This window comes from Actinomadura alba (genome assembly GCF_014323705.1).
Taxonomy (GTDB): Bacteria; Actinomycetota; Actinomycetes; order Streptosporangiales; family Streptosporangiaceae; genus Actinomadura_C; species Actinomadura_C alba.
On record NZ_JABVEC010000022.1, the window covers coordinates 47,635 to 67,871 of the forward strand.

Annotated in this window: 21 protein-coding genes; 11 read left to right on the forward strand and 10 right to left on the reverse strand. The window is 69.9% G+C overall.

Annotated features, from left to right (window positions below; translation table 11 throughout):
• Nucleotides 1-4: 4 nt before the first annotated feature.
• Nucleotides 5-634, reverse strand: a complete 630-nt coding sequence (locus tag HKK74_RS25825) for an ATP-dependent Clp protease proteolytic subunit (protein ID WP_187245942.1) — start codon at nucleotides 632-634, stop codon at nucleotides 5-7.
• Nucleotides 631-1,308: an ATP-dependent Clp protease proteolytic subunit gene (locus HKK74_RS25830; protein WP_187245943.1), complete on the reverse strand. Its 678-nt coding sequence runs from the start codon at nucleotides 1,306-1,308 to the stop codon at nucleotides 631-633. Before HKK74_RS25830 ends, HKK74_RS25825 begins: the two co-directional genes overlap by 4 nt.
• A 759-nt stretch (nucleotides 1,309-2,067) precedes the next feature.
• On the opposite strand from HKK74_RS25830, the gene HKK74_RS25835 reads away from it, so the two are divergent.
• The 4 genes from HKK74_RS25835 to HKK74_RS25850 are packed head-to-tail and all read left to right on the forward strand — an operon-like array spanning nucleotide 2,068 to nucleotide 6,026.
• Entirely contained in the window at nucleotides 2,068-3,036 is a 969-nt protein-coding gene (locus HKK74_RS25835) for an ABC transporter substrate-binding protein (protein ID WP_187245944.1), read from the forward strand.
• The gene (locus HKK74_RS25840) at nucleotides 3,008-4,057 is read left to right on the forward strand and encodes a FecCD family ABC transporter permease (RefSeq protein ID WP_187245945.1); all 1,050 of its coding nucleotides are present in this window, start codon (nucleotides 3,008-3,010) and stop codon (nucleotides 4,055-4,057) included. The genes HKK74_RS25835 and HKK74_RS25840 overlap by 29 nt, the downstream gene beginning before the upstream one ends.
• Nucleotides 4,054-5,127, forward strand: coding sequence for a FecCD family ABC transporter permease (locus HKK74_RS25845; RefSeq protein ID WP_187245946.1), 1,074 nt, complete (start codon nucleotides 4,054-4,056; stop codon nucleotides 5,125-5,127). Before HKK74_RS25840 ends, HKK74_RS25845 begins: the two co-directional genes overlap by 4 nt.
• The gene (locus HKK74_RS25850) at nucleotides 5,124-6,026 is read left to right on the forward strand and encodes an ABC transporter ATP-binding protein (RefSeq protein ID WP_281398017.1); all 903 of its coding nucleotides are present in this window, start codon (nucleotides 5,124-5,126) and stop codon (nucleotides 6,024-6,026) included. The genes HKK74_RS25845 and HKK74_RS25850 overlap by 4 nt, the downstream gene beginning before the upstream one ends.
• Nucleotides 6,027-6,046: 20 nt before the next feature.
• On the opposite strand, the gene HKK74_RS25855 is transcribed toward HKK74_RS25850, so the two are convergent.
• Together HKK74_RS25855 and HKK74_RS25860 are read right to left on the reverse strand one after the other, a co-directional pair.
• Nucleotides 6,047-6,985, reverse strand: a complete 939-nt coding sequence (locus HKK74_RS25855; protein ID WP_187245947.1) for an MBL fold metallo-hydrolase — start codon at nucleotides 6,983-6,985, stop codon at nucleotides 6,047-6,049.
• 64 nt (nucleotides 6,986-7,049) lie between these two features.
• Nucleotides 7,050-8,276 carry an MFS transporter gene (locus HKK74_RS25860; RefSeq protein ID WP_222722733.1) on the reverse strand — a complete coding sequence of 409 codons (1,227 nt, stop codon included), beginning with the start codon at nucleotides 8,274-8,276 and terminating at the stop codon, nucleotides 7,050-7,052.
• 188 nt (nucleotides 8,277-8,464) lie between these two features.
• On the opposite strand from HKK74_RS25860, the gene HKK74_RS25865 reads away from it, so the two are divergent.
• The gene (locus HKK74_RS25865; RefSeq protein ID WP_187245948.1) at nucleotides 8,465-9,238 is read left to right on the forward strand and encodes an enoyl-CoA hydratase; all 774 of its coding nucleotides are present in this window, start codon (nucleotides 8,465-8,467) and stop codon (nucleotides 9,236-9,238) included.
• 13 nt (nucleotides 9,239-9,251) lie between these two features.
• On the opposite strand, the gene HKK74_RS25870 is transcribed toward HKK74_RS25865, so the two are convergent.
• On the reverse strand, nucleotides 9,252-10,493 hold the full coding sequence (locus tag HKK74_RS25870) for a lipase family protein (protein ID WP_187245949.1): 1,242 nt from the start codon (nucleotides 10,491-10,493) through the stop codon (nucleotides 9,252-9,254).
• Nucleotides 10,494-10,737: 244 nt separating this feature from the next.
• On the opposite strand from HKK74_RS25870, the gene HKK74_RS25875 reads away from it, so the two are divergent.
• Nucleotides 10,738-10,944 carry an HGxxPAAW family protein gene (locus HKK74_RS25875; protein ID WP_187245950.1) on the forward strand — a complete coding sequence of 69 codons (207 nt, stop codon included), beginning with the start codon at nucleotides 10,738-10,740 and terminating at the stop codon, nucleotides 10,942-10,944.
• Entirely contained in the window at nucleotides 10,941-11,123 is a 183-nt protein-coding gene (locus tag HKK74_RS25880) for a hypothetical protein (RefSeq protein ID WP_222722734.1), read from the forward strand. Before HKK74_RS25875 ends, HKK74_RS25880 begins: the two co-directional genes overlap by 4 nt.
• Nucleotides 11,124-11,215: 92 nt before the next feature.
• Here HKK74_RS25880 and HKK74_RS25885 read toward each other — a convergent pair whose 3' ends face one another.
• Both HKK74_RS25885 and HKK74_RS25890 read right to left on the reverse strand, forming a co-directional pair.
• Nucleotides 11,216-12,916, reverse strand: coding sequence for a hypothetical protein (locus HKK74_RS25885; protein ID WP_187245951.1), 1,701 nt, complete (start codon nucleotides 12,914-12,916; stop codon nucleotides 11,216-11,218).
• Nucleotides 12,917-12,995: 79 nt separating this feature from the next.
• Nucleotides 12,996-13,850, reverse strand: coding sequence for an alpha/beta fold hydrolase (locus HKK74_RS25890; protein WP_187245952.1), 855 nt, complete (start codon nucleotides 13,848-13,850; stop codon nucleotides 12,996-12,998).
• Between the two features lie 174 nt (nucleotides 13,851-14,024).
• On the opposite strand from HKK74_RS25890, the gene HKK74_RS25895 reads away from it, so the two are divergent.
• The 4 genes from HKK74_RS25895 (at nucleotide 14,025) to HKK74_RS25910 (ending at nucleotide 17,544) form a co-directional block, all read left to right on the forward strand.
• The gene (locus HKK74_RS25895) at nucleotides 14,025-14,528 is read left to right on the forward strand and encodes a cation:proton antiporter regulatory subunit (protein WP_222722736.1); all 504 of its coding nucleotides are present in this window, start codon (nucleotides 14,025-14,027) and stop codon (nucleotides 14,526-14,528) included.
• A gap of 8 nt (nucleotides 14,529-14,536) precedes the next feature.
• Nucleotides 14,537-15,868, forward strand: coding sequence for a cation:proton antiporter (locus HKK74_RS25900; RefSeq protein WP_187245953.1), 1,332 nt, complete (start codon nucleotides 14,537-14,539; stop codon nucleotides 15,866-15,868).
• Nucleotides 15,869-15,962: 94 nt separating this feature from the next.
• Nucleotides 15,963-16,679, forward strand: a complete 717-nt coding sequence (locus tag HKK74_RS25905; RefSeq protein ID WP_246491989.1) for an SRPBCC family protein — start codon at nucleotides 15,963-15,965, stop codon at nucleotides 16,677-16,679.
• Between the two features lie 10 nt (nucleotides 16,680-16,689).
• Nucleotides 16,690-17,544, forward strand: a complete 855-nt coding sequence (locus HKK74_RS25910; protein WP_222722737.1) for a fructosamine kinase family protein — start codon at nucleotides 16,690-16,692, stop codon at nucleotides 17,542-17,544.
• Nucleotides 17,545-17,604: 60 nt separating this feature from the next.
• On the opposite strand, the gene HKK74_RS25915 is transcribed toward HKK74_RS25910, so the two are convergent.
• The 3 genes from HKK74_RS25915 to HKK74_RS25925 all read right to left on the reverse strand — a co-directional run bounded on the left by HKK74_RS25915 (nucleotide 17,605) and on the right by HKK74_RS25925 (nucleotide 20,217).
• On the reverse strand, nucleotides 17,605-17,946 hold the full coding sequence (locus HKK74_RS25915; protein ID WP_187245955.1) for a DUF5713 family protein: 342 nt from the start codon (nucleotides 17,944-17,946) through the stop codon (nucleotides 17,605-17,607).
• 116 nt (nucleotides 17,947-18,062) lie between these two features.
• The gene (locus HKK74_RS25920) at nucleotides 18,063-18,725 is read right to left on the reverse strand and encodes a class I SAM-dependent methyltransferase (protein ID WP_187245956.1); all 663 of its coding nucleotides are present in this window, start codon (nucleotides 18,723-18,725) and stop codon (nucleotides 18,063-18,065) included.
• Between the two features lie 64 nt (nucleotides 18,726-18,789).
• Nucleotides 18,790-20,217, reverse strand: a complete 1,428-nt coding sequence (locus HKK74_RS25925) for an aminotransferase class V-fold PLP-dependent enzyme (protein ID WP_187245957.1) — start codon at nucleotides 20,215-20,217, stop codon at nucleotides 18,790-18,792.
• Nucleotides 20,218-20,237: the final 20 nt, after the last annotated feature.

Below are 20,237 nucleotides of genomic sequence, written 5' to 3' on the forward strand. Positions count from 1 at the left end.
GCTCTCAGGCCGGGACGGTGCGCCGCTTCGTGCTCGCGTAGACGTCGTCGATGAGACCGTAGGCCTTGGCCTCCTCGGCAGTGAGGATCTTGTCGCGTTCGATGTCCCGGCTGACCTCCTCGGCGCTCTTGCCACTGTGCCGCGCCAGGATCTCCTCCATCTGTTCCCGGATCCGCATGATCTCGCGTGCCTGGATCTCCAGATCGCTGCCCGTGCCACGGCCGCCCTCGACGGCCGGCTGGTCGATCAGGATCCGCGCGCTCGGCAACGCCGCCCGCTTGCCCGGGCTCCCGGCGGCGAGCAGTACGGCCGCGGCCGACGCGGCCTGGCCGATGCACACCGTCTGGATGTCGGGCTTGACGAACTGCATCGTGTCGTAGATCGCCGTCATGGCGGTGAACGAGCCGCCCGGCGAGTTGATGTAGATGCTGATGCCACGGTCCGGGTCGATCGACTCCAGCGTCAGCAGTTGGGCCATCACGTCGTTGGCGGACGTGTCGTCGATCTGGACTCCGAGGAAGATGATCCGTTCCTCGAAGAGCTTGTTGTACGGGTTCATCTCCTTGATCCCGTACGACGTCCGCTCGACGAAGGACGGAAGGATGTAGCGGCTGTCGATCGGCTGAGTGGTCATTGCCCCTCGGTTCGGGTAGCGGCGGACGGGGCTTCGGCGGGAACCTGCGCGGCGGTGCGCACAACGTGGTCAATGAAACCGTAGTCCCTGGCCTCCTCCGCCGTGTACCAGCGGTCGCGGTCGGAGTCGGCCTCGATGCGCTCCACCGGCTGGCCGGTGTGGTGGGCGATGCGCTCCTGCATGATGTGCTTGGTGAACAGCATCTGCTCTGCCTGGATCTTGATGTCGGAGGCCGAGCCGCCGATACCGCCGGACGGCTGGTGCATCAGGATCCGCGCGTGCGGCAGGGCATAGCGCTTGCCCGGGGCGCCGGCGCACAGCAGGAACTGCCCCATCGAGGCGGTGAAGCCCATGGAGAGCGTCGCGACGTCGTTCGGGACGAACTGCATGATGTCGTAGATGGCCATACCGGCCGTCACCGAACCGCCGGGCGAGTTGATGTACAGGTGGATGTCGCGCTTCTGATCTTCGGCCGACAGCAGCAATAGCTCGCCGCAGATTCTGGCGGCGATGTCGTCATCGACCTCCTGGCCGAGGACGATGATGCGCTTGCGCAGCAGCCGCTGGAACACCTGCTCGCCCTGGGACGCGATCGACGGGTCGATGGCCGAAGCGTACGGGTCCGCGCTGAGGACATTCGGGTCGGGGTCGGTCAGAGGGTGGAGCCTCTTCATCGTATTACCTGCCTCAGGTGGATGGGACGGCCGCAGCCTGGATTCACCATGACGTTAGCCTTCCCCACCTTGGGTTCCACCGGTTTACGCCGCCAGCACATTTCGCTGTCGGCGCACTTGGTCGGCATTTTTCAACTCCACTTGTCAACCTTTTCCGCTTTAAGCGCATTTGTTTTTCGCTATTGACAACTGTTTTCTGGAGGTCAGGGGACATGGTGACCCGGTGCGCGACTCGGCGTGCGCGCCTCCCGGTGGTGGCGCGGCGCGCGCCGGCGGCCGGGGGCCGGTCGGCCGTGGGGCGGTGGCCCGAGCCGCCGGCTCGGCCCATGCGCGAGAGAAGGGAGGCCGGTGAGATCGTTAGCAGGGTTAAAGGTTCCGAGTGGACACCGGGAAGGGCTCGTTCGAGCCTGCGGCAGGACTCGTCAATGGCGAAATTCAGTCGAACCGGGACCATAGCGACATGGTGAGCATCTTCGCGGGTCAGAGGGGGTGCCGTCATCGGGACCCCCCCGGGCGGAACGCCACGGCCGGCTGTTATTGAGTACAAGTAACGGTGCATGAGTTTGCGTTCGTGACCTGTGTGGCATGTGAAGTGTGACGTCCACGGCGGTTCGCCATTAAGTGATCATTGCCGGTACGTCGGGGAAAGCCGGGCCGGCACTCCGCGGCCTCTTCACCGCGAGCGGTTCATGGCCGTGCCGCGGTAGGTGGCGGAGAAACGAGCCCGACTTCACATAGGAGCCCAACGGGAGACGCACCATGCCTTTATCGCGCTTCACCCACGCCATTCAGGCGACGGCATTGGCCGTTCTCATCGCCGGTTGCGCCGGCACTTCCACCTCGGCGCCGGGGGCGATGGGGTCGGCTCAGGGCGAAGGCGTGTTCCCTCGCACGGTGACCCACTTCCTCGGCCGGACGGAGATCCCCGCCGCGCCGAAGCGCATCGTGGCGTTGAGCTCCGGGCAGCTCGACGGGGTCCTGGCCCTGGGCGTGGTGCCGGTGGCCGCCACGATGGCGATCCGGTCCGAACTGGTGCCGGTCTACCTCGCCAGGGCGTTCCCGCAGCACAGCGGCGCGCTCGCGGGCATGGTGAACCTCGGAACCCGGTTCGAGCCCAACCTCGAGGCGGTGATCGCCGCGCGGCCCGACCTGATTCTCATGAACAACATGCTCGCCGAGCTGTACCCCAAGCTCTCCCGGATCGCCCCGACCGTCGTCGCACAGGGCACCGGCGACCACTGGAAACGAGATCTGCTCATCATCGGCGCGGCGCTCGGGCGCCATCAGCAGGCGACCGCCATGGTGGCCGCTTTCCAGCGGGACGCCGCGGCGCTGGCACGACGCGTCGGCGACGACGCGACCGTGTCGATAGTGCGCTTCGCGCCCGGCCGGAGCCGCATGTTCGGCAGCTCCTCTTTTCCCGGCAGCATCGTGGCGGACATAGGGCTCGCCCGGCCGGCGTCACAACGCTTCTCGATGATGTCGCGTGATCTCAGCGACGAGCAGGTGAACAAGGTGGACGCGACCTGGATCTTCTACTCGGCGGCGGGCCGCCGCAATATCAGGACCGGTGCCCAGACGATACAGGCCGGCGAACTGTGGCAACGGCTGAGAGCCGTGCACGCGGGCAACGCCGTCCAGGTCGACGAGGACCCGTGGTACTACAACGCCGGACCCATCGCAGCCCGAGTGGTGCTCAATGACATCGCCGCAGCCACCCGCGCTTGAGCGGGCCGCCCGCCCGGTGAGCCGCGCCGGTGCCCGCCGCGCCGGGTGGCTGATCGGCGGAGCGGCACTCCTGCTCCTCGCCGTCCTGCTGAGCCTCGCCGTCGGCAGCCGGGCGATCAGCCCGCTGACGGTCGTCGACACGCTCCTGCACGGCGGGCACTCCGACGACGCGGTGGTCGTACGTACCCTGCGGATGCCTCGCACGGTCGTGGGGCTGGCGGTGGGCGCGGCGCTGGGCCTCGCCGGGACCGTGATGCAGGGCGTCACCCGCAATCCGCTCGCCGATCCCGGCATCCTCGGCGTGAGCCAGGGCGCCGCGATGGCGGTCGTCGTCGCGATCTCGGTGTTCGGCGTGTCCAGCCTGGAGCAGTACGTGTGGTTCGCGTTCGCGGGCGCGGTCCTCGCCGTGGTCATCGTGTACGCCATCGCGGGCCGCGGTCGCTCCGGGGTCAGCCCCGTCAAGCTCGCGCTGGCGGGTGCCGCGTTCTCGGCGCTGATGGCCTCGGTCACCAGCGCGGTGCTCACGACGAACGCCGCGACCCTCGACCAGTTCAGGTTCTGGCAGGTGGGGGCGCTCGGGGGGCGGTCACTGGAGATGGCCGCGCAGATGCTTCCCTTCCTGGCCGCCGGGGCGCTCCTGGTGTTCGGCGTGGCCAGAGGGATGGACGCGCTGGCGCTGGGGGAGGACACCGCGCACGGGCTGGGCCAGCGGGTCGCGCTCATCCGCGTGCTCGGTGCGCTCGGCGCGACGCTGCTGACGGCGGTGGCGGTCTCGGCCGCCGGGCCGGTGGCCTTCGCCGGGCTGGCCGCGCCCCATCTCGCCCGGCTGCTCGTCGGTGCCGGCCACCGGTGGGTCCTGTGCCTGTCCGCGCTGCTCGGATCGAGCCTGGTGCTGGTCGCCGACGTCATGGGACGGGTGATCTTCCCACCTGAGGAGGTCCCCGCGGGCGCGATGACCGCGCTGATCGGCGTACCCGCCCTGATCCTCCTGGTGCGCAGCCGAAGGGTGGTGGCGGGATGACGCACACGGCGGTCAAAGCGCCGGATGGGCTGCGGCCCCCGGGCCGGGCCCTCGTCCGCCGCGGCACGCTCTCGGTGCTGCTGCACAGGCGGTCCGCCCTGGTCGCCGCCGCGCTCACGCTCGTGCTCGCCGTGGCGGTCGTCGCGGCGATCTGCGTCGGGGAGCGGACGCTGTCGCCGGTGGAGGTGCTGAAGGTGGCGTTCGGCCACCCCAGCCCCGACCGGCTCACCATAGAACTGCTGCGGCTGCCCCGAGCCGCCGTCGGCGTGGTGGTGGGGTTCGCGTTCGGTGTCGCCGGCGCGCTGATCCAGACGGTCGGGCGGAACCCGCTGGCCAGCCCGGATGTCATAGGCGTCTCGCAGGGCGCGGCGGCGCTCACCGTCGGCCTGCTGGTCTTCGGCGCCATATCGTCCCCGTTCGCCATCCCGCTGGTCTCGGTGACCGGCGGCATGCTCACCGCCGCCTTCGTGTACGTCGTCGCGTGGCGACGCGGGCTGCACGCGCAGCGCTTCGTACTGATCGGCATCGGCATCAGCATCGCGCTCGGTTCCCTGACCCACCTGTTCCTCATCGGAGCCGACATCTTCCAGGCGCTGCACGCCAAGGTGTGGCTGACCGGCAGCCTCAAGGGCCGCGGCTGGGACGAGGTGAAACCGGTCTTGGTGGTCCTGCTGGCGGCCGTACCCTGCCTGCTGTGGGCCTCGCGCGCGCAACGGGGGCTGTCGCTCGATGACTCCACCGCCGTTGCGCTCGGCAACCGGCTCGACCGGCAGCGGCTCGGGCTCGCCGCGCTCGGGGTCGTACTGGCCTCGGTCGCGACCGGCGCGGCGGGGTCGGTGAACTTCGTCGCGCTCGTGGCGCCGCAGGTGGCCGCCCGGCTGACGCGCGACGCGCACATCCCGCTGCTGAGCGCGGGACTGGCCGGAGCGGTGATCGTCGTCGTGGCCGACATCGTGGCGAGGGTCGCTCTCGCCCCCATTCAGCTCCCCGTGGGCGTGATCACCGCCATGATCGGCGCCCCCTACCTGATGTGGCTGCTCATCCGAGCCCGAGCCGAGAGGCCATCATGACCGTGCGAACAGACATGACCGTGCGAACAGACGTCGTACGAACGGAATCGACGTCGACCGCTCACCTGGGAGCCGAGGGTTTGACGCTCGGCTACGCCGAGCACACCGTCGTCACCGACCTGGACCTGCAATTACCGCCGGGGCGGGTGACCGTGATCGTCGGGCCGAACGCCTGTGGCAAGTCGACCCTGCTCCGGGCGCTTGGCCGCCTGCTCAAGCCGGCGCGTGGCCTGGTGCTGCTGGACGGCGAGGACCTGCATCACCGGCCCACCCGGTGGGTGGCGCAGCAGATCGGTGTGCTGGCGCAGACGCCGACGGCGCCCGAGGGCATGACGGTGTTCGATCTGGTGGCCCGGGGACGGCAGCCGCACCAGCGCTGGTGGCGCCAGTGGTCGGCGGAGGACGAGGCACGGGTCACCGAGGCGCTTCACCAGACCGGCATCACCGACCTGGCCGATCGGCACGTTGACGAACTGTCCGGTGGCCAGCGGCAGCGCGCCTGGATCGCCATGACGATCGCCCAGGACACCCGCACGCTCCTGCTCGACGAGCCCACCACGTATCTGGACATCGCCCACCAGATCGAGGTCCTCGACCTGTTGCGCCGGCTCAACCACGACCTCGGCCGCACCATCGTCGCCGTGCTGCACGACCTCAACCAGGCGGCGCGCTACGCCGACCACCTGATCATGATGCGGGACGGCCGTATCGTCGCGCACGGCGATCCCGCGGACGTCGTCACCGACCGGCGGGTCCACGACGTGTTCGGCCTCGAGGCGATCGTGGTCCCCGACCCCGTCACGGCGACACCGCTCATCGTTCCGGCCGTACCGCGGTACGCGCGAGCGCGGGGGAACGGTGAGCTCGTGCCGGCGGAGCCCGCCGACCGGATCGGCTGAGGCCGCTCAGGCGAGACACCTCAGGCGAGACACCTCAGCGGCCGGCCGCCGTTGTAGGCCACCATGTCGGTGAGCGCGGTGAAGAGGTCGACCTCTCCGCCGCGTTCCAGGCCGCCGAGTTCGGCGTAGGCGCGGTGCAGGTTGCCGACGGTACGTTCACCGTCGCTGAGGTGGGCGAACTCGCCGAGGTCGGCCTCCCGGGTCAGCTCCAGCGGGGTCAGCCCGGCGGCGCGGCCCTCCTCGGCGAGGCGCAGGACGAAGGTCAGGTAGCGCGCGACCTCGTCGATGATCTCGGGTCCGGCGATGTCGCCGTGGCCGGGGACGATGGTCTCGGCGCCGAGCCCGCGAACCTGCTCGAGCGCCTCGAGCGCCCCGGTGACCGATCCCATCAACACGAACGGCGTCCCGCCGTTGAAGAGCAGGTCACCCGAGAACAGCACCTTGCGGTCGGGGATCCACACCAGGCTGTCGTTGTCCGTGTGCGCGGGGACGCCCACGTGACGCACCTCGACCCGCAGGTCGTCGACGTACAGGGTGACGGAGTCGGCGAAGGTGAGGAACGGCGGCTCGAGCACGACCTCGCCCCATTCGACGTGCTCCCAGATCGGCTCTGAGAACGGCATCCCGAAGGCGAGCGCGTTCTGCCGGGTGCGCTCGTGCCCGACCACCGTGGCCGAGGCGAACAGATGGTTGCCGAACGTGTGGTCGCCGTGGTGGTGGGTGTTGACGAGCGTACGGATCGGCAGGCTCGACACGCCGCCGATCGCGGCGAGGTAGTCACGGGTCCGGCGTTCGGTCGAGCATGAGTCGATGCTCGCGACGCCGCGCCGGCCGACGAGGAATCCGGTGTTGTTGATCCACCAGCTTCCGTCCGGCTGAACATAGCCGTACACGCGGTCACTGACCTCGATCACGCGCGGAGGCGGGAGGTTCGGGCGGTCGTGGTGGTCGGAACTCAAGGTCGCCTCCGGAGGTGTACGTGACGTCCGGTCCCGGCCGCCCGCGCAACATTGTCCTCCGCTGTCAGGGGGAGTCCGCGCGCCGGAGCGACAGCGCCGTGGCCAGCGTGGCGACGAGCCCGCCGGTGCCCGCGACGAGGAAGGCGACGGGCGGTGTCGTGACGTCGAGGAGCAGCCCGCCGCAGACGTACGAGAGGGCGGCGGCGACGCCGATGGCCCCGTAGAGGCTTCCGAAGACGCGCCCGAGCATGTCCTCGGGCACGGTCCGCTGGATGAGCGTGCCGGCGGCGACGTCCATGGCGGCTATGCCCAGCCCGCGGCCGACCTGGACGATGAATGCGGCCGCCACGGCCCATGCGAGTCCGGTCAGCAGGTTGCCGGCGCTGCTGACGGCGAAGCCCGCGATCAGCAGCGGGATCATCGACATCCGCCGCCCCGGCCGGGACAGCAGCCCGTAGCCGAGGAACAGGCCTATCCCTACCGCCGCGAGCAGCATGCCCACCGCCGACTCGGCGCCGCCCAGCGTGTCCCGGGCGAGGAAGACCAGCGCGACGTCGTCGATGCCGTTGAAGGCCACGACGGCGAAGTAGCCGAGGCCGATCGCGCGCAGCACCCGGCTCGACGCGATGTGGCGCAGCCCCGCCGCAGCGGCGGCCGGCAGGGATTCCGGCCGGTCGTGCTCAGGTGGACGCCGGCGCGTCGCGGGGAGGAACGTGAGCAGCGCTGCCGAGACGAGGAAGGTGGCCGCGTCGAGGAGAAGAACGCCGCGGATGCCCAGGACGGGCAGCAGCAGCGCGGCGAGCAGGGGCCCGAGCGCTTCGCCGCCGTTGGTGCCGATGCCCACCGCCGCGTTGGCACTCTGCAGGTCGCGGTCACGGACCAGGGCCGGCACCGCGGCCCGGGACGCCGGCTGGAAGATCTGTCCCGCCATCGCCCGTACCCCTACCAGGACCAGCAACAGCGGTGTCGACGGCAGCCAGAGCGCGATCACGACCAGCACGCCGCCCTGGACCAGCTCGCTGGCCACCATGACCCGCTTGCGGTCGAACCGGTCGCTGACCGCGCCGGTCAGCGGGCCGAGCAGGGCGGGCGCGAAGTCGCCGACCAGCAGCAGCAGGGCGACCGCCAGGGCCTGGCCAGTGGTGTCCGCGACGTACAGCATGAGGGCGACCAGGCTGAGCGAGTCGCCGAGGAAGGACACGGCCCGGGCGCTCCACAGCAGGCGGAACGGCCGGTTCGCGGCGATCAGGCGAAGCGGCCCGGCAGAGCGGGGCGCCGCCTCGGGTTCCACGCCGCAGATCCTCTCCTGGAGGCCGACGCCAGGCCAGCGATTTTCCGCTCGGCCGCGGTGGCGGCGCCACCGTGGCCTGCCTGGGGAGAAGTCTGGTCGGATCCGCGCGGGACGGGCGTGCCTGCGCACGCCGCCCACCTGTGAGATGTTCTGTCGAGCGTTCCGCCGGGAGCCGAGGAGAGGCCGATATGACGCAGTGGCAGACCGTACGCCTGGAGACACCCGCGGACGGGGTACGGCTCATCACCCTCGCGGATCCGGAGCGGCGGAACGCGCTGGGCGAGCGGATGCGCGTGGAGCTGAGCGCCGCCATCGCCGCCGTACGGGAGGACCGCTCCGCGCGCGTGCTGGTCGTCGGAGCCGAGGGGTCGTCGTTCTGTGCCGGCGCGGATCTTCCCGCGCTGTTCGGTACGGAACAGGCCGACCGTCCCGTGGGGGAGTTGCGGGACCGGCTGCGCACCTACTACCAGAGCTTCCTCGCCCTGCGCGACCTGGAGATTCCCACGATCGCCGCCGTGCAGGGCCCCGCCGTGGGAGCCGGCCTCAACCTCGCGCTGTGCTGCGATCTGCGCATCGCCGGCCCGGACGCGACGTTCGCCGCCACCTTCACCAGGATCGGGCTGCATCCGGGTGGGGGATGCACCTACTTCCTCACCCGCGAGCTCGGCCCGCAGCGCGCACTGGCGATCATGCTGGACGGGGGTGCCCTGTCGGCGGAGGAGGCGCTGGCACAGGGACTCGTGCTCACCGTCGAAACCGACCCGCTCGCTGAGGCGATGCGGCGCGCAGAGCGGCACGCCGGACTGCGTCCCGAGTTGGCCCGCGACCTCAAGCGCGCGGTCCGGCTGGCCACCCGCGACGATCTGGAGTCGGTCGTGGAGTTCGAGTCATGGGCGCAGGCGGAGAGCGCGACGCATCCCGAGGTCGCGCGATTCGCCGCGCGCTTCGACCGAAAGCGGTGAGCGCGTAACCGGATCAATCACCGAACTCGTTGAGGGCCCCGTACGGAGTCAACGCGGAGATGTAGTGATGCGGAAGATGGTCCTCATAGGAGTAGACGACGGGAAGCGAACGCAGTATCTGTGACCGGCGGGCGGCGAACGCCGATATTCCCAGCATCAGACCCAGAGCGCTCGGCATCTGCGAGGTGGGGTGCTGCTTGTCGTGCCAGTCACCCTGCCTGGGCCGGTGGGCGCACCCCAGGCGCCCCAGCCAGCCCAGCGCGTTCTGCTTGAGATGTGAGATCTGATACCGCCGCTCCCGACCGAAATGCTTGTACGGGCCGGAAGTGCGCGGTGGAAGATGCGGGACGACGTCGTTGTCGTAGGTGTACCGGATGACCTTGTCGCGCAGGAAGGAATTCTTCTCGCAGGCCGCGGCGAAGCTCGGGTCGCCGATCATGGGTTGGCCGAACGTGTAGACGGCTCCGGCGTTGAGCAGGTCCGCGAGCTCCTCGTACTTTCGCTCGTGTTGCATCATGACGGCCATCAACGCGGCCATCGCGCCGCCGAGGCTGTGTCCCGTGATGTAGAGCGCCTCCAGCCGCCCCGGCTCATGATCGCGTTCCCCGTTGAGCGTGCCGCGCAGGGACTCTCCCTTCAGGGCGCGGCGCAGCGCCTGCATGACCTCGTAGCGTGTGGCCCGCACGTTGCGGTAGAAACCGGCGTGCACGCCGGCGCACGGATCCCCGAGCTGGTAGCCCATGCGCTCCGGTTCGACGTCCCAGGCGGTCAGCCAGTTTATGAAGTTCGCCGGCTCGGTGCCCCGGTAGCAGAGAATGGCGACCCGGCCGTCGGCGCTCTGAATCAAGAACGACGTGGAACAGATGAACATCGGCTCGGCGATCGCCTGGATCATCCGGCAGCGATTGTCCTTTAGTCCCATTCTCGCCATGATTGTCGAGAGGGTCTCCGCATCCGAATAGGCGTATCCGGCGCACGTGGCGAGGACGTGTTCGATGATGGGGTCAGGGTGTTCCTTGACTGTCAGCAGATGGTCGACGAGGTTCGGATAGACCGGGAATCCGCGGCTTTCCGGAGCATCGTCGTAGGGCCGGAGATATTCGTAGGCCGGGGCTTTGACGTCATGGATCCGCATACCGCCGTTCGCCAGGACGGACTGCAGCCTCTCTTCCCATTGGAACTCAACGGTGTCCTTGAGGCCGGGTCTGCCCGAGACCGTCCTGCCGGATTCCCTACTGCGCTTGGTCTCTGCCATGAGTGTGAACCTCCGGACGGCATGAAATAGACGGTTCGTCTATTGCCTGGAGGTCCAAGGGCTAATCCCCGCTCTTGATCAAGCCCGCGTATCGTATCGGCGGGCCGGGTGGTCCGGCCGGTGACGGCCCGGTGACGGCGGTGCCGGTGCCTTCGGGTCGCTACGAGGGGGTCGGGAGCGGAGCACGCGCGGGTGACAATATCCTGTGCGGTACCGAGTTCCTCTAGCCCGAAGGGTCCACACGATGTCGAGCAACAGCCACGCGGGCCGCCCAGCGTCATGGGTCGCGGTCACCGTGATCATGGTGGGGTTCGTCCTCGGCGGATTCGGCCTGCCCATGGGGAACTGGGTCCTGTTCTGGGCCGGAGTGGGCGTGGTCGTCGTCGGTGGCCTGCTCGCGCTGTTCGCCGACATCATGAGCGACGTGGTCTTGGCGGAGCAGCGTCAATGATCTTCAACCGGCCTCCGCTCGAGGAACGCATCGCGGCGCGCCAGCGTGAGCTCGGACCGCTCAAGCCGGGACGGCATTTCGAGCACCGTCCCGCGGCCATCGTCTTCTTCGCCCTGATCGTCTGCGTGGTCCTGACCCACGTGGCCGCGTTCTTCATGATCGAGCTCGCCGCCGGCTGATCGTTCGAGGTCGACCGTTCCGTAGCCGGCGAAGATAATGTCGCCGATCGCGTAGCTCTCGGTGAGAATCCGCGTGTAGGTGGAGCGGCCTGTCAGCCGCGTCCCGCGCGTCGGCGTACCTCCTCGGCGAAGTCGGCGAGGCATTCGGCCAGCTCGCGATCATTGAGCTCGTCCGGTGCTCGGCCGCACTCGGCCTTCTCGGGCCGCCGCCCTTGCTCTGCTCCCGAGCTCGGCGCGGGCCGGCCGGACTCGGCGGTGGGCTGCCGCACCGTACGGGGCTGTACCTGGCCGTTCACGGAGACGTCGATGTAGCAGAGCGTCTGTCCGCCGTCGACGCCGTACACCCGCCAGTCCTGCCCGCCGAGCGGGATGAACTGCTCGAGGGTGCCGCCGCACGACGCGCTCTTGGCCTTGACGTTGAGCGCGTTGAGATCGGCGATGTTCGGGTCGCCGTCGGTGAGGGTGTAGAGGTCGTAGCGGTTCAGCCGCCCCGAGTCGACCTGGTCGGCGGGCACGACCCCGTACGCCACGAACAGCTCCGAGGAGGTGTCGCGCGGTGTGAGCGGCGTGACGTAGTAGAGCCGGCGGTCGGCGCCGCGCAGCAGGTACTCGCCGGGGTTGGCCTTCTGGGTCTCGAACCCGGTCGGTTCCAGACCGAAGGAGTCGTTGTGCTCGCCGCGGCCCGCGGCCCACTGGGCGGCGTCGCGCTGGGTGCGTACCAGTGAGATCGGGTAGACGGGGCCGGGCAGCTCTCCGGGCCGGACCCGGGGCCGGTGGGTGATGTCCGGGCGGCCGCTCGCGGACCCCTCCAGGATGAGCACTCCGGCGGCGACCGTGACCGTGCGATTGCGGTAGTCGATCGGCCGTTGTACGGCGATGACGATGACGGGCCGGTCGCCCTGGCAGTAGCCCCAGATGTCCTTGTCGGTATAGATCAGATCGGGATGGCGGTCCGCGAGCAGGTTGCGCAGGCTGTTGCGTCCGCTGCCGCCGAACGCCCGCTGGAACCGGTTGCCGGTGCCGAACCGGCACACCTGCGCGGAGTTGGTCCGGCCGTCCCACTGCGCGACGCCGTACGCCGGGGTGCCGCCGGATCCGTCGAGCACGGCCGACCACTGGCCGGTGTTGGGGGAGGAGCCCCATTGGTAGGTGAAGCTGCTCTCCATGACGTTGACCCCGGCCACCGGTGAGGCCGCCGCCTTCATCGCCGTCCGCGCCGCGGCGAGCGAGGACGTCCGCGACTCCCAGCGCAGGGCCGGATAGCCGTTGCCGACCTTGATGCAGGAGCGTACGTCGTGGCGGCCGAGCCGGTCGCAGCCGTCTCGGCCCGGCCGGGAGCCCTCGACCAGCTTGGCCATCGAGGACGGGGGACCGGCCAGGTTGGGCACGTGGAACACGGTGGCGCTGCTGTAGAACCGCTCCCGGTCCTTGTCGTTGTCCCAGAGAGCGCCCGGCATCGGCGCGAGGACCAGGCCGACGCCGGTCAGCACGAGCAGCCCCACCGTGATGGCCCGCCCGGGCGAGGTCCAGTCGACGTCCAACTCGGCGTATTCGTCGAGGCTGAGGACCAGCGCGGTCAGCAGCAGCCCGATGGCGATCCAGAGCCAGGTCACCGCGGGCAGCGTGAAGAGGTCGCCGCGCGGGAGGAACGAGCGATCGAACCACAGGGTGAGGACCTGCGTGAGCTTCCAGCCCGACATGAACATGTGCAGGAACAGCCCGACCAGCCCCACCAGCACGGGAATCCAGAGCCACAGCGCCGCGATCCACGCGGCACGTTTCCCAGGGGTCACGGTTCCTCCCGAACGCCGCTAAGCCGACAGATCGTCTCTTGGACGCATGAACGCGAAGACGCGTTCACCCGTACGGCCATCAGGCGAGCGGATCCCACGCGAGGAAGTCCTCAACGGTCGCCGCGAACGCCGCCGGGCGGGTCACCCACGGGAAGTGGGCGACGCCGGCCTGCGCGATCAGCCAGCCCTCGGGGAAGAACGCCGCAAGTTCCGCGGCCTGGTTCGGCGTGGGTCCCGCGTCGAGCTCGCCGACGACGACGAGCACCGGGGCGGTGAGCCGGGACAGCGCCGCGCGGGTTTCCTCCGGTGCGAAGGCGCCCTCGGTGTAGAAGCCCTCGGCGGCCGCAGGCGCGCGTTCCTCGAAGCCGCCGCGCGCATGGGCGAGGGCGGCGTCGTCCCACTGCCCGTAAAGGAACGGGGCCGCCCTCAACCGCACCGCCGGGCTGTCGTCGCCGGAGTCCCACGCCGTCATCGCCTCGCGCGCGTCGGCGTACCACGGCCGATCCGACATGCGCTCCAGCGCCGCGTGCCACTCCTCCTCGGTCTCCTCCACGCCGACCGCGGACAGGGCGGGGGTGACGAGGACGAGCCGGCGCAGCCGCTCCGGATGGCGGGCCGCGTACAGCACCGCCAGATCGCCCGCCGCCGAGTGGGCGAGCAGGTCCATGCGCTCCAGCCCGAGGTGGACGCGGAGCGCCTCGACATCCGCCACGAGGCGGTCGCAGCGGTACGTGGCCGGATCGGCCGGCCTGGCCGACTCCCCGGAGCCCCGGCCGTCGAGCCGGATGAGCGTCCGGTGCCGGGTAAGACCACCCAGGTCACCGAGGTAACGTGATGCGCGGCCCGGCCCGCCGGGAAGGCACACGAGAACCGGTCCTTCTCCCTCGACGTGGTAGGCGAGCTTGGTCGCGTCATCTGAGGTGAAAGCGGGCACGCCTCGAGCCCACCACGGCACCGAGGCGGTCCGCCGGCATTTCGCGGAACGCTGATCGTCACTGTTACGGTCGGGAGCGCGAAACTCATCCCCCGTAGTACCGCAGTGGCCCGCGCCCGCACGGCGCCGGTGCCCGCGGGCGTACGCCGGCGGGGTGATCGAATGGGCCGGAAGATGAGAAGGGATGGACGCCGGGTGGACTTCGAGCGATCGGCGCTGCCAGGAATCGGGCTTTTGCATGTCTTCACGACGCGGCAGGGCCGCCGAGTGGGGGTCGTCTCGCACCGCTCGGGCCGTCGTGACCTGGTGGTCTATGACGCCGACGACCCCGACAGCACGAGCGAGACGGTGGTGCTGACCGTCGAGGAGGCCGACGGCCTGGCCGAGCTCCTCGCCGCGTCCCGGATCGTCGAACGCCTCGCCGACCTCGAACGGCAAGTTCAGGGCCTGGTCAGCGAACGGATACCGATAGAGGCGGGATCGCCCTACGACGGACGGACCCTGGGGGACACCCGGGTGCGGACCCGTACCGGCGCGTCCATCGTGGCGGTGGTGCGGGGCCGTGAGGTGCTCGCCAGCCCGACGCCCGGCTTCGCGTTCGCCGCCGGAGACGTGGTCGTCGTGGTCGGCACCGCCGAGGGCACGGCCGCTGTCGCCGACATCCTCTCTTCGGGCTGAGGCCGCGCATGCACGACTTCTCGATCCTGCTGCTCGAACTCGGCGGCGTACTGCTCGGACTCGGCCTCGTCGGCACCCTCGCCGCCCGCGCGAGCATCTCGCCCATCCCCCTCTACCTCCTCGCCGGTCTGGCCTTCGGCGTCGGCGGCTTCCTGCCCCTGTCGGCCAGCCAGGAGTTCATCGCCACCGGCGCCGAGATCGGCGTCATCCTGCTGCTGCTCACGCTCGGGCTGGAGTACACGGCCGACGAGCTCGTGGGCAACCTGCGCCGCTCGGCACCGGCCGGGCTGGCCGACCTGGTGCTGAACGCCACGCCCGGCGCCGTCGCCGCGCTCCTGCTGGGCTGGGGGCCGGTCGCCGCCGTCGTCCTCGCCGGCGTGACGTACGTCACCTCCTCGGGCATCACCGCCAAGGTGCTGTCCGACCTGGGCTGGCTCGGTCACCGCGAGACCCCGGCAGTGCTGTCGATCCTGGTCATGGAAGACCTCGGGATGGCCGTCTACCTGCCGCTGCTCACGACGCTGCTGGCCGCGGGCGGCGTCGCGTCCGGGGCGCTCAGCCTGGGCGTCGCGGTCGCCGCGGTCGCCGTGGTGCTGCTCGTCGCCCTGCGGTACGGGCGTCAGCTGGAGGCGTTCGTCTCCTCGCCCAACGACGAGGTGCTCCTGCTCAAGGTGCTCGGGCTCACCATCCTCGTGGCCGGCATCGCGCAGAAGCTGCACGTCTCGGCCGCCGTCGGCGCCTTCCTGGTCGGCATCGCGCTGTCCGGCCCGATCGCGCACACCGCGCGGCAGTTGCTGTCCCCGCTCCGCGACCTGTTCGCCGCCGTGTTCTTCGTCTTCTTCGGCCTGCAGACCAATCCCGCCCACCTGGCGCCGGTCGCGGGCGTGGCCATCGCGCTCGCCGTCACCGGGGTGGTGACCAAGATGGCGACCGGATACATCGCGGCCCGGCGGGCCGGTGTCGGCTCGATGGGCCGGGCCCGCGCGGGCGCGGCGCTGATCCCCCGCGGGGAGTTCAGCATCGTCATCGCTGGGCTGGCCGTCGCGGCCGACGCCGACGCCGAACTCGCCACCCTGGCCGCCGCCTACGTGCTCGCCCTCGCCACGATCGGCCCGCTGGCCGCGCGCGCGGTCGAGCCGGTGATGAAGGCGCGGTTGCGGCGGCACAAGCGGCGGGCCGGTGGGGCGGCGAAGGCGATGCCGAGCCGGCCGGGAGATCCGGGAGATCCGGGAGATCCGGGCGAGCCGCCTGAGTCGCCTGGGTCGCCTCCGTCCGATGCCGGCGACGTCGGCACCGCCAACGGAAGGGTGACCACCCCACCGGATCCGGAGGACCGCTGACCATCGCGGTGCCGGCGGCTCTCTCGCGGAGCCGCCGGCGCTCCGACTTCTATAGGCGTTGACTTATATAAATTGATGCTTGTAGCCTCCTTGCTTGCACGCGTTCGATGTGCTCGGCGACCCGATCCGCCGAAGAGCCGAACACCAGGAGAACTTCGTGATCGATGTAACGCAGCAGGTCAACGCCGTACGACGGCAGCTGGGCACGCGCGTGGTCGAAGCCGGCGAGGTGCACGTCATGACGATCAGCCAGGCGTACGACGCGACCATCGAGGACGTGTGGGACGCCTGTACCGACCCCGAGCGCATCACCCGGTGGTTCCTGCCCGTCTCGGGCGAACTCCGGCTGGGCGGCCGGTACCAGCTGGAGGGCAACGCGGGCGGCACGATCGAGCGGTGCGATCCGCCGAAGGGCTTCGCCGCGACCTGGGAGTACGGCGAGGGCATCAGCTGGATCGAGGTGAGCCTGTCCACCGATCCGGACGGCCGCACCCGATTCCAGCTCGAGCACCTCGCCACCGTCGGCGACGACCAGTGGGACGAGTTCGGTCCGGGCGCGGTGGGAATCGGCTGGGACATGGGCTTCATGGGCCTCTACCTGTACATGTGCTCGACCCATCCGGGGGATCCGCAGGAGGCCAACGCGTGGCTGGCCTCCGATGACGGCCAGCGGTTCCTGACACTGTGCAGCGAGCAGTGGTACGAGGCGAATGTCGCGGCCGGGGCCGACCAGGCCAAGGCACGGAGCGCGGCGGACCGCGTCACGGTCGCCTACACCACGGCGTTCCCGGAGGAGGAGACCTCCGGCTAGGGTTTGCCGGGTGACGCCCTACCTGGACGACGCCGTCGAGGCGGTTCCGCTGGTCGGGGGCACTCATCACAGCGGCTGGCTGCTCACCCAGGCGGACGGCTCACGCCAGGTCGTGAAGGTCACGCCGGATGTCCCGGCCGGCCTGTTCGAGGCCGAGGCCGAGGGGCTGACGGTGCTGCGCGACAGCGGCGCGATCGGCGCACCGCGGGTCATCGACGTCGGCCCCGGCCATCTCGTCATCGAGGTGCTGGATCCACTGCCCGGATTCGACGACGGCCCGTTCTGGGAGCGGCTGGGGCATGCGCTCGCCCGGCTGCACTCCGTACGGGCTGAGCGGTTCGGCTGGCCGCACGACAACTGGCTGGGGCCGACCCCCCAGATCAACACCTGGACCGACGACTGTTACGAGTTCTTCGTACGTCATCGGGTGCTTCGCTATCTGCGCGAACCGGCGGCGGAGGCGGCGCTCGACGCCGCCGGCCGGGCCGCGGTCGAGCGGATCTGCGAGCGGCTGCCGGAACTGGTGCCACCGTCCTACCCCGCTCTGACGCACGGCGACCTCTGGTACGGGAACGTGCTGGCCATGCCGGACGGCTCGCCCGCGCTCATCGATCCGGCGGTGTCGTGGAGCTGGCCCGAGGCCGACCTCAGCATGATGATGTGCTCGGGGATGACGACGTCGGACGCCGGCTCCTCGGCCCTGGACCGGCTCTTCGCCGCCTACCACGAGGTCCACCCACCGGACCCCGGGTGGCGCGAGCACCTTGAGCTCCTGCACATCCGCGAGCTGCTGTGCGTGGTGTCGCAGGGCGGGCCCGACTGGGGGCTGAAGGGCGTGCTCAACCTGATCCGGCGGTACGGCTGACAAGTTGGAAACAGCTCAAGGAAGCACAGGCTCACCCCGAAGGCCACCGCCAGCGTCACGTCACCAATCGCGGGTTGCGATCAGCTCCTCCGTATCGGCGTCCTCGAACCCGTAGGACGATGCAACGAACACGAAGTCGGCTGCTATCAGCTCCCGCGCAACGGTCTCGATCTCGCTCTCGGCCGCCACCAACTCTTCGTCCAGTGCGTTGAACTCCTGCGTCGCCGCGTTCGTCAACTCGTACAACGCCGCCAGATCCGTCGGCCGCTCGGTCTCGATCCGCTCGCACAGCCTCAGCAGGATCGCCTTTCCCTTGTCAACGAGGTGGTCCGGGAAATATCCGTCCGAGTACATCCCACGCAGGAACGCGTACCCCGCCACCTGCTGGTTCACGATCGCCATGATGACCTCCGTCTTCTTCGACCGGCCGAAACCCCGACCATAGAGCGAACGACTGACAGATCCAGTGCAGCGCTGTAGACCAACACCGGAAGCTCCTGGCACGGCATCGCGACTTCTCAGCGAAGGTTGGCCGGCGGTTCTGCAACGCCGACGATGAAGCTCCCCTCCACCGGCCGGACCCGAACCGACCACCCCAGCGCCGTCAGGTCGCCCGTGAGCGTCCGGGCATCGTGGAACACCTTCACGATGCGGTGCCGGCTGCCGTCATCGAGCCGGCGCAGCACCGCGGGGACGGGCTGATCCGCGAGGACTTCCTCCCTCTCGGCTTCGGCGGGGCCGTCGTCGATGAAGATCGCTCTGCCGCCTGGCGCGAGCATGGCAGCGACGGTGTTCCAGAAGTCGGGCAACCGCGCCGGCGGGACATGGGAGAGCCAGAAGGCGAAGAACACCGTGTCGTAGCGCCGAGGCGGCTGCCACTCGAACACATCGGCCTGAATGAACTGGACGCTGAAAGATGCGGTCCTCGCACGAGCGAGGGCCAACACCTCGGCTGCCGCGTCGACAGCCGTCACCGAACGCGCCCGCGCGGCGAGCACCGGGGTCCACTGGCCCGTTCCGCAGGCCAACTCCAGCACGTCCCCGACAATCGGAAGGCCATCGGCCACAGCCGGCAACCCCTGCAGGTCCTCACGCTCTGCATAGGCCCGGTCGTACTCGGCCGCACCGGCCCGGTAGTAGGCGATCTGCTCCGCCAGGAGGGTGTCATCATCGCTGCCCATTGCCCGACGATACATACCGTCCTGCCACCCTCCACCCGCCGACCGGGGCGGCCGGCGTCGACCGTCAGCAGCGTTCGCGCGGGCGGAGGCCGCTCTCGTCGGGCATCCGGTCGAGGTAGGTCTCCTCGAGGAAGGCGAGGAACCGCTCGACGTCCCGCAGGTTGGACGCCAGCCCGAACGAGGCGCGGATGGCGCCGCCGCTCGGCAGGCCGAGGAACCGGAGGTGCTCGTCGAGGGACGCGGATGTGCGACGGCCCGACTTCGTCAGGGCCTTCTCGGTGATGGCGAAGGCGCCCTCGCCGGCACCGGGATTGCAGAAGCACCCCGTACGCAACGAGATCCGGCCGGCGGTCGCGTCCCTGGCCACGACGCGCTCGTCGACGACCTCCCCTCGGGGAGTCAGCACGTTGAAGGCGACCGTTCCGCCGCGCCCGGCCGTCCCCGGCGGGCCGTACAGCCTGATGAGCGGTGTGCCGTCGGTGTGCCGCAGGTCCCGCAGCCGGTCGAGTAGCCAGCCGGTCAGGCACGTGACCCGCCGGTGGATCAGATCCATGCCGATGCCGCTGACCCAGGCCAGGCCGGTCTCCACATCGGGAATGCTGAGGAAGTTCAGCGTGCCGTCCTCGAACGCCGTCTCGTCGTCGGCCAGCACGTGCCAGCCGCCGAGGGCGCTCGCCGCGTGGATGGTGCCGCCGGCGAACCAGGGCCGGCGCAGCCGGCCGAGGGCCTCCCAGCGGGCGAGCAGGCAGCCGACGCCCGTCGGGTAGCCGAACACCTTGTACCAGCTCACCGGTACGAAGTCCGGGTGCACCTCGCCGAGGTCGAGCCGGTTGGCGGGAACGTACGCGGCGGCGTCGAGCAGCACGTCATAGCCCTGCTCGTGGGCGAGCTCGATCCAGCTCAGCGGATGCTGCACGCCGGTGAAGTTGCTCTGCGCGGGGAACACGAACAGCCCCCGGCGGTGCCTGCGCCGGCTCAGCGCGGCGCGGACCTCTTCCGTCCCGGCGCGCAATTCCGGCGGCCGGACGGGCACGTACCGCACCGTCGCGCCGCCGGCCCGGGCGAACTCGCGGATCCCGTTCGCCGAGTTGTGGTTGTCGATGGTCAGCACGACGCGGGAGCCCGGCCGAAAGGGGTAGGCCTCACCGACCAGCCGGCACGCGCCGGTCGCGTTGTGCGTGAAGATCACCGCGTACTCGTCGGGCGAGGCGTTAAAAAACGCGAGGATCGCCGCTCGGGCGCTTTCGACGAGCGCGGTGGAGGCGCTCGACGTCGGATTCTCGGAGTGCGGATTGCCGAAGCACGCACCGCGCACCCGGTCGGCGTGTGCCCGCAACTGACTGTCGGCGGGCAATCCCGAACCGGTGTAGTCGAGGTAGACGTGATCTTCGGCGTCGAGATAGGCGTACTCCGACGCGCGCAGATCGTCCAGGCGACGGGTGGTGCCGTAGGAGGGGTAGGCGCGCCGAAAATCCGTATCAAAATCAATCACAACGGCCCCCGAACCCCCAA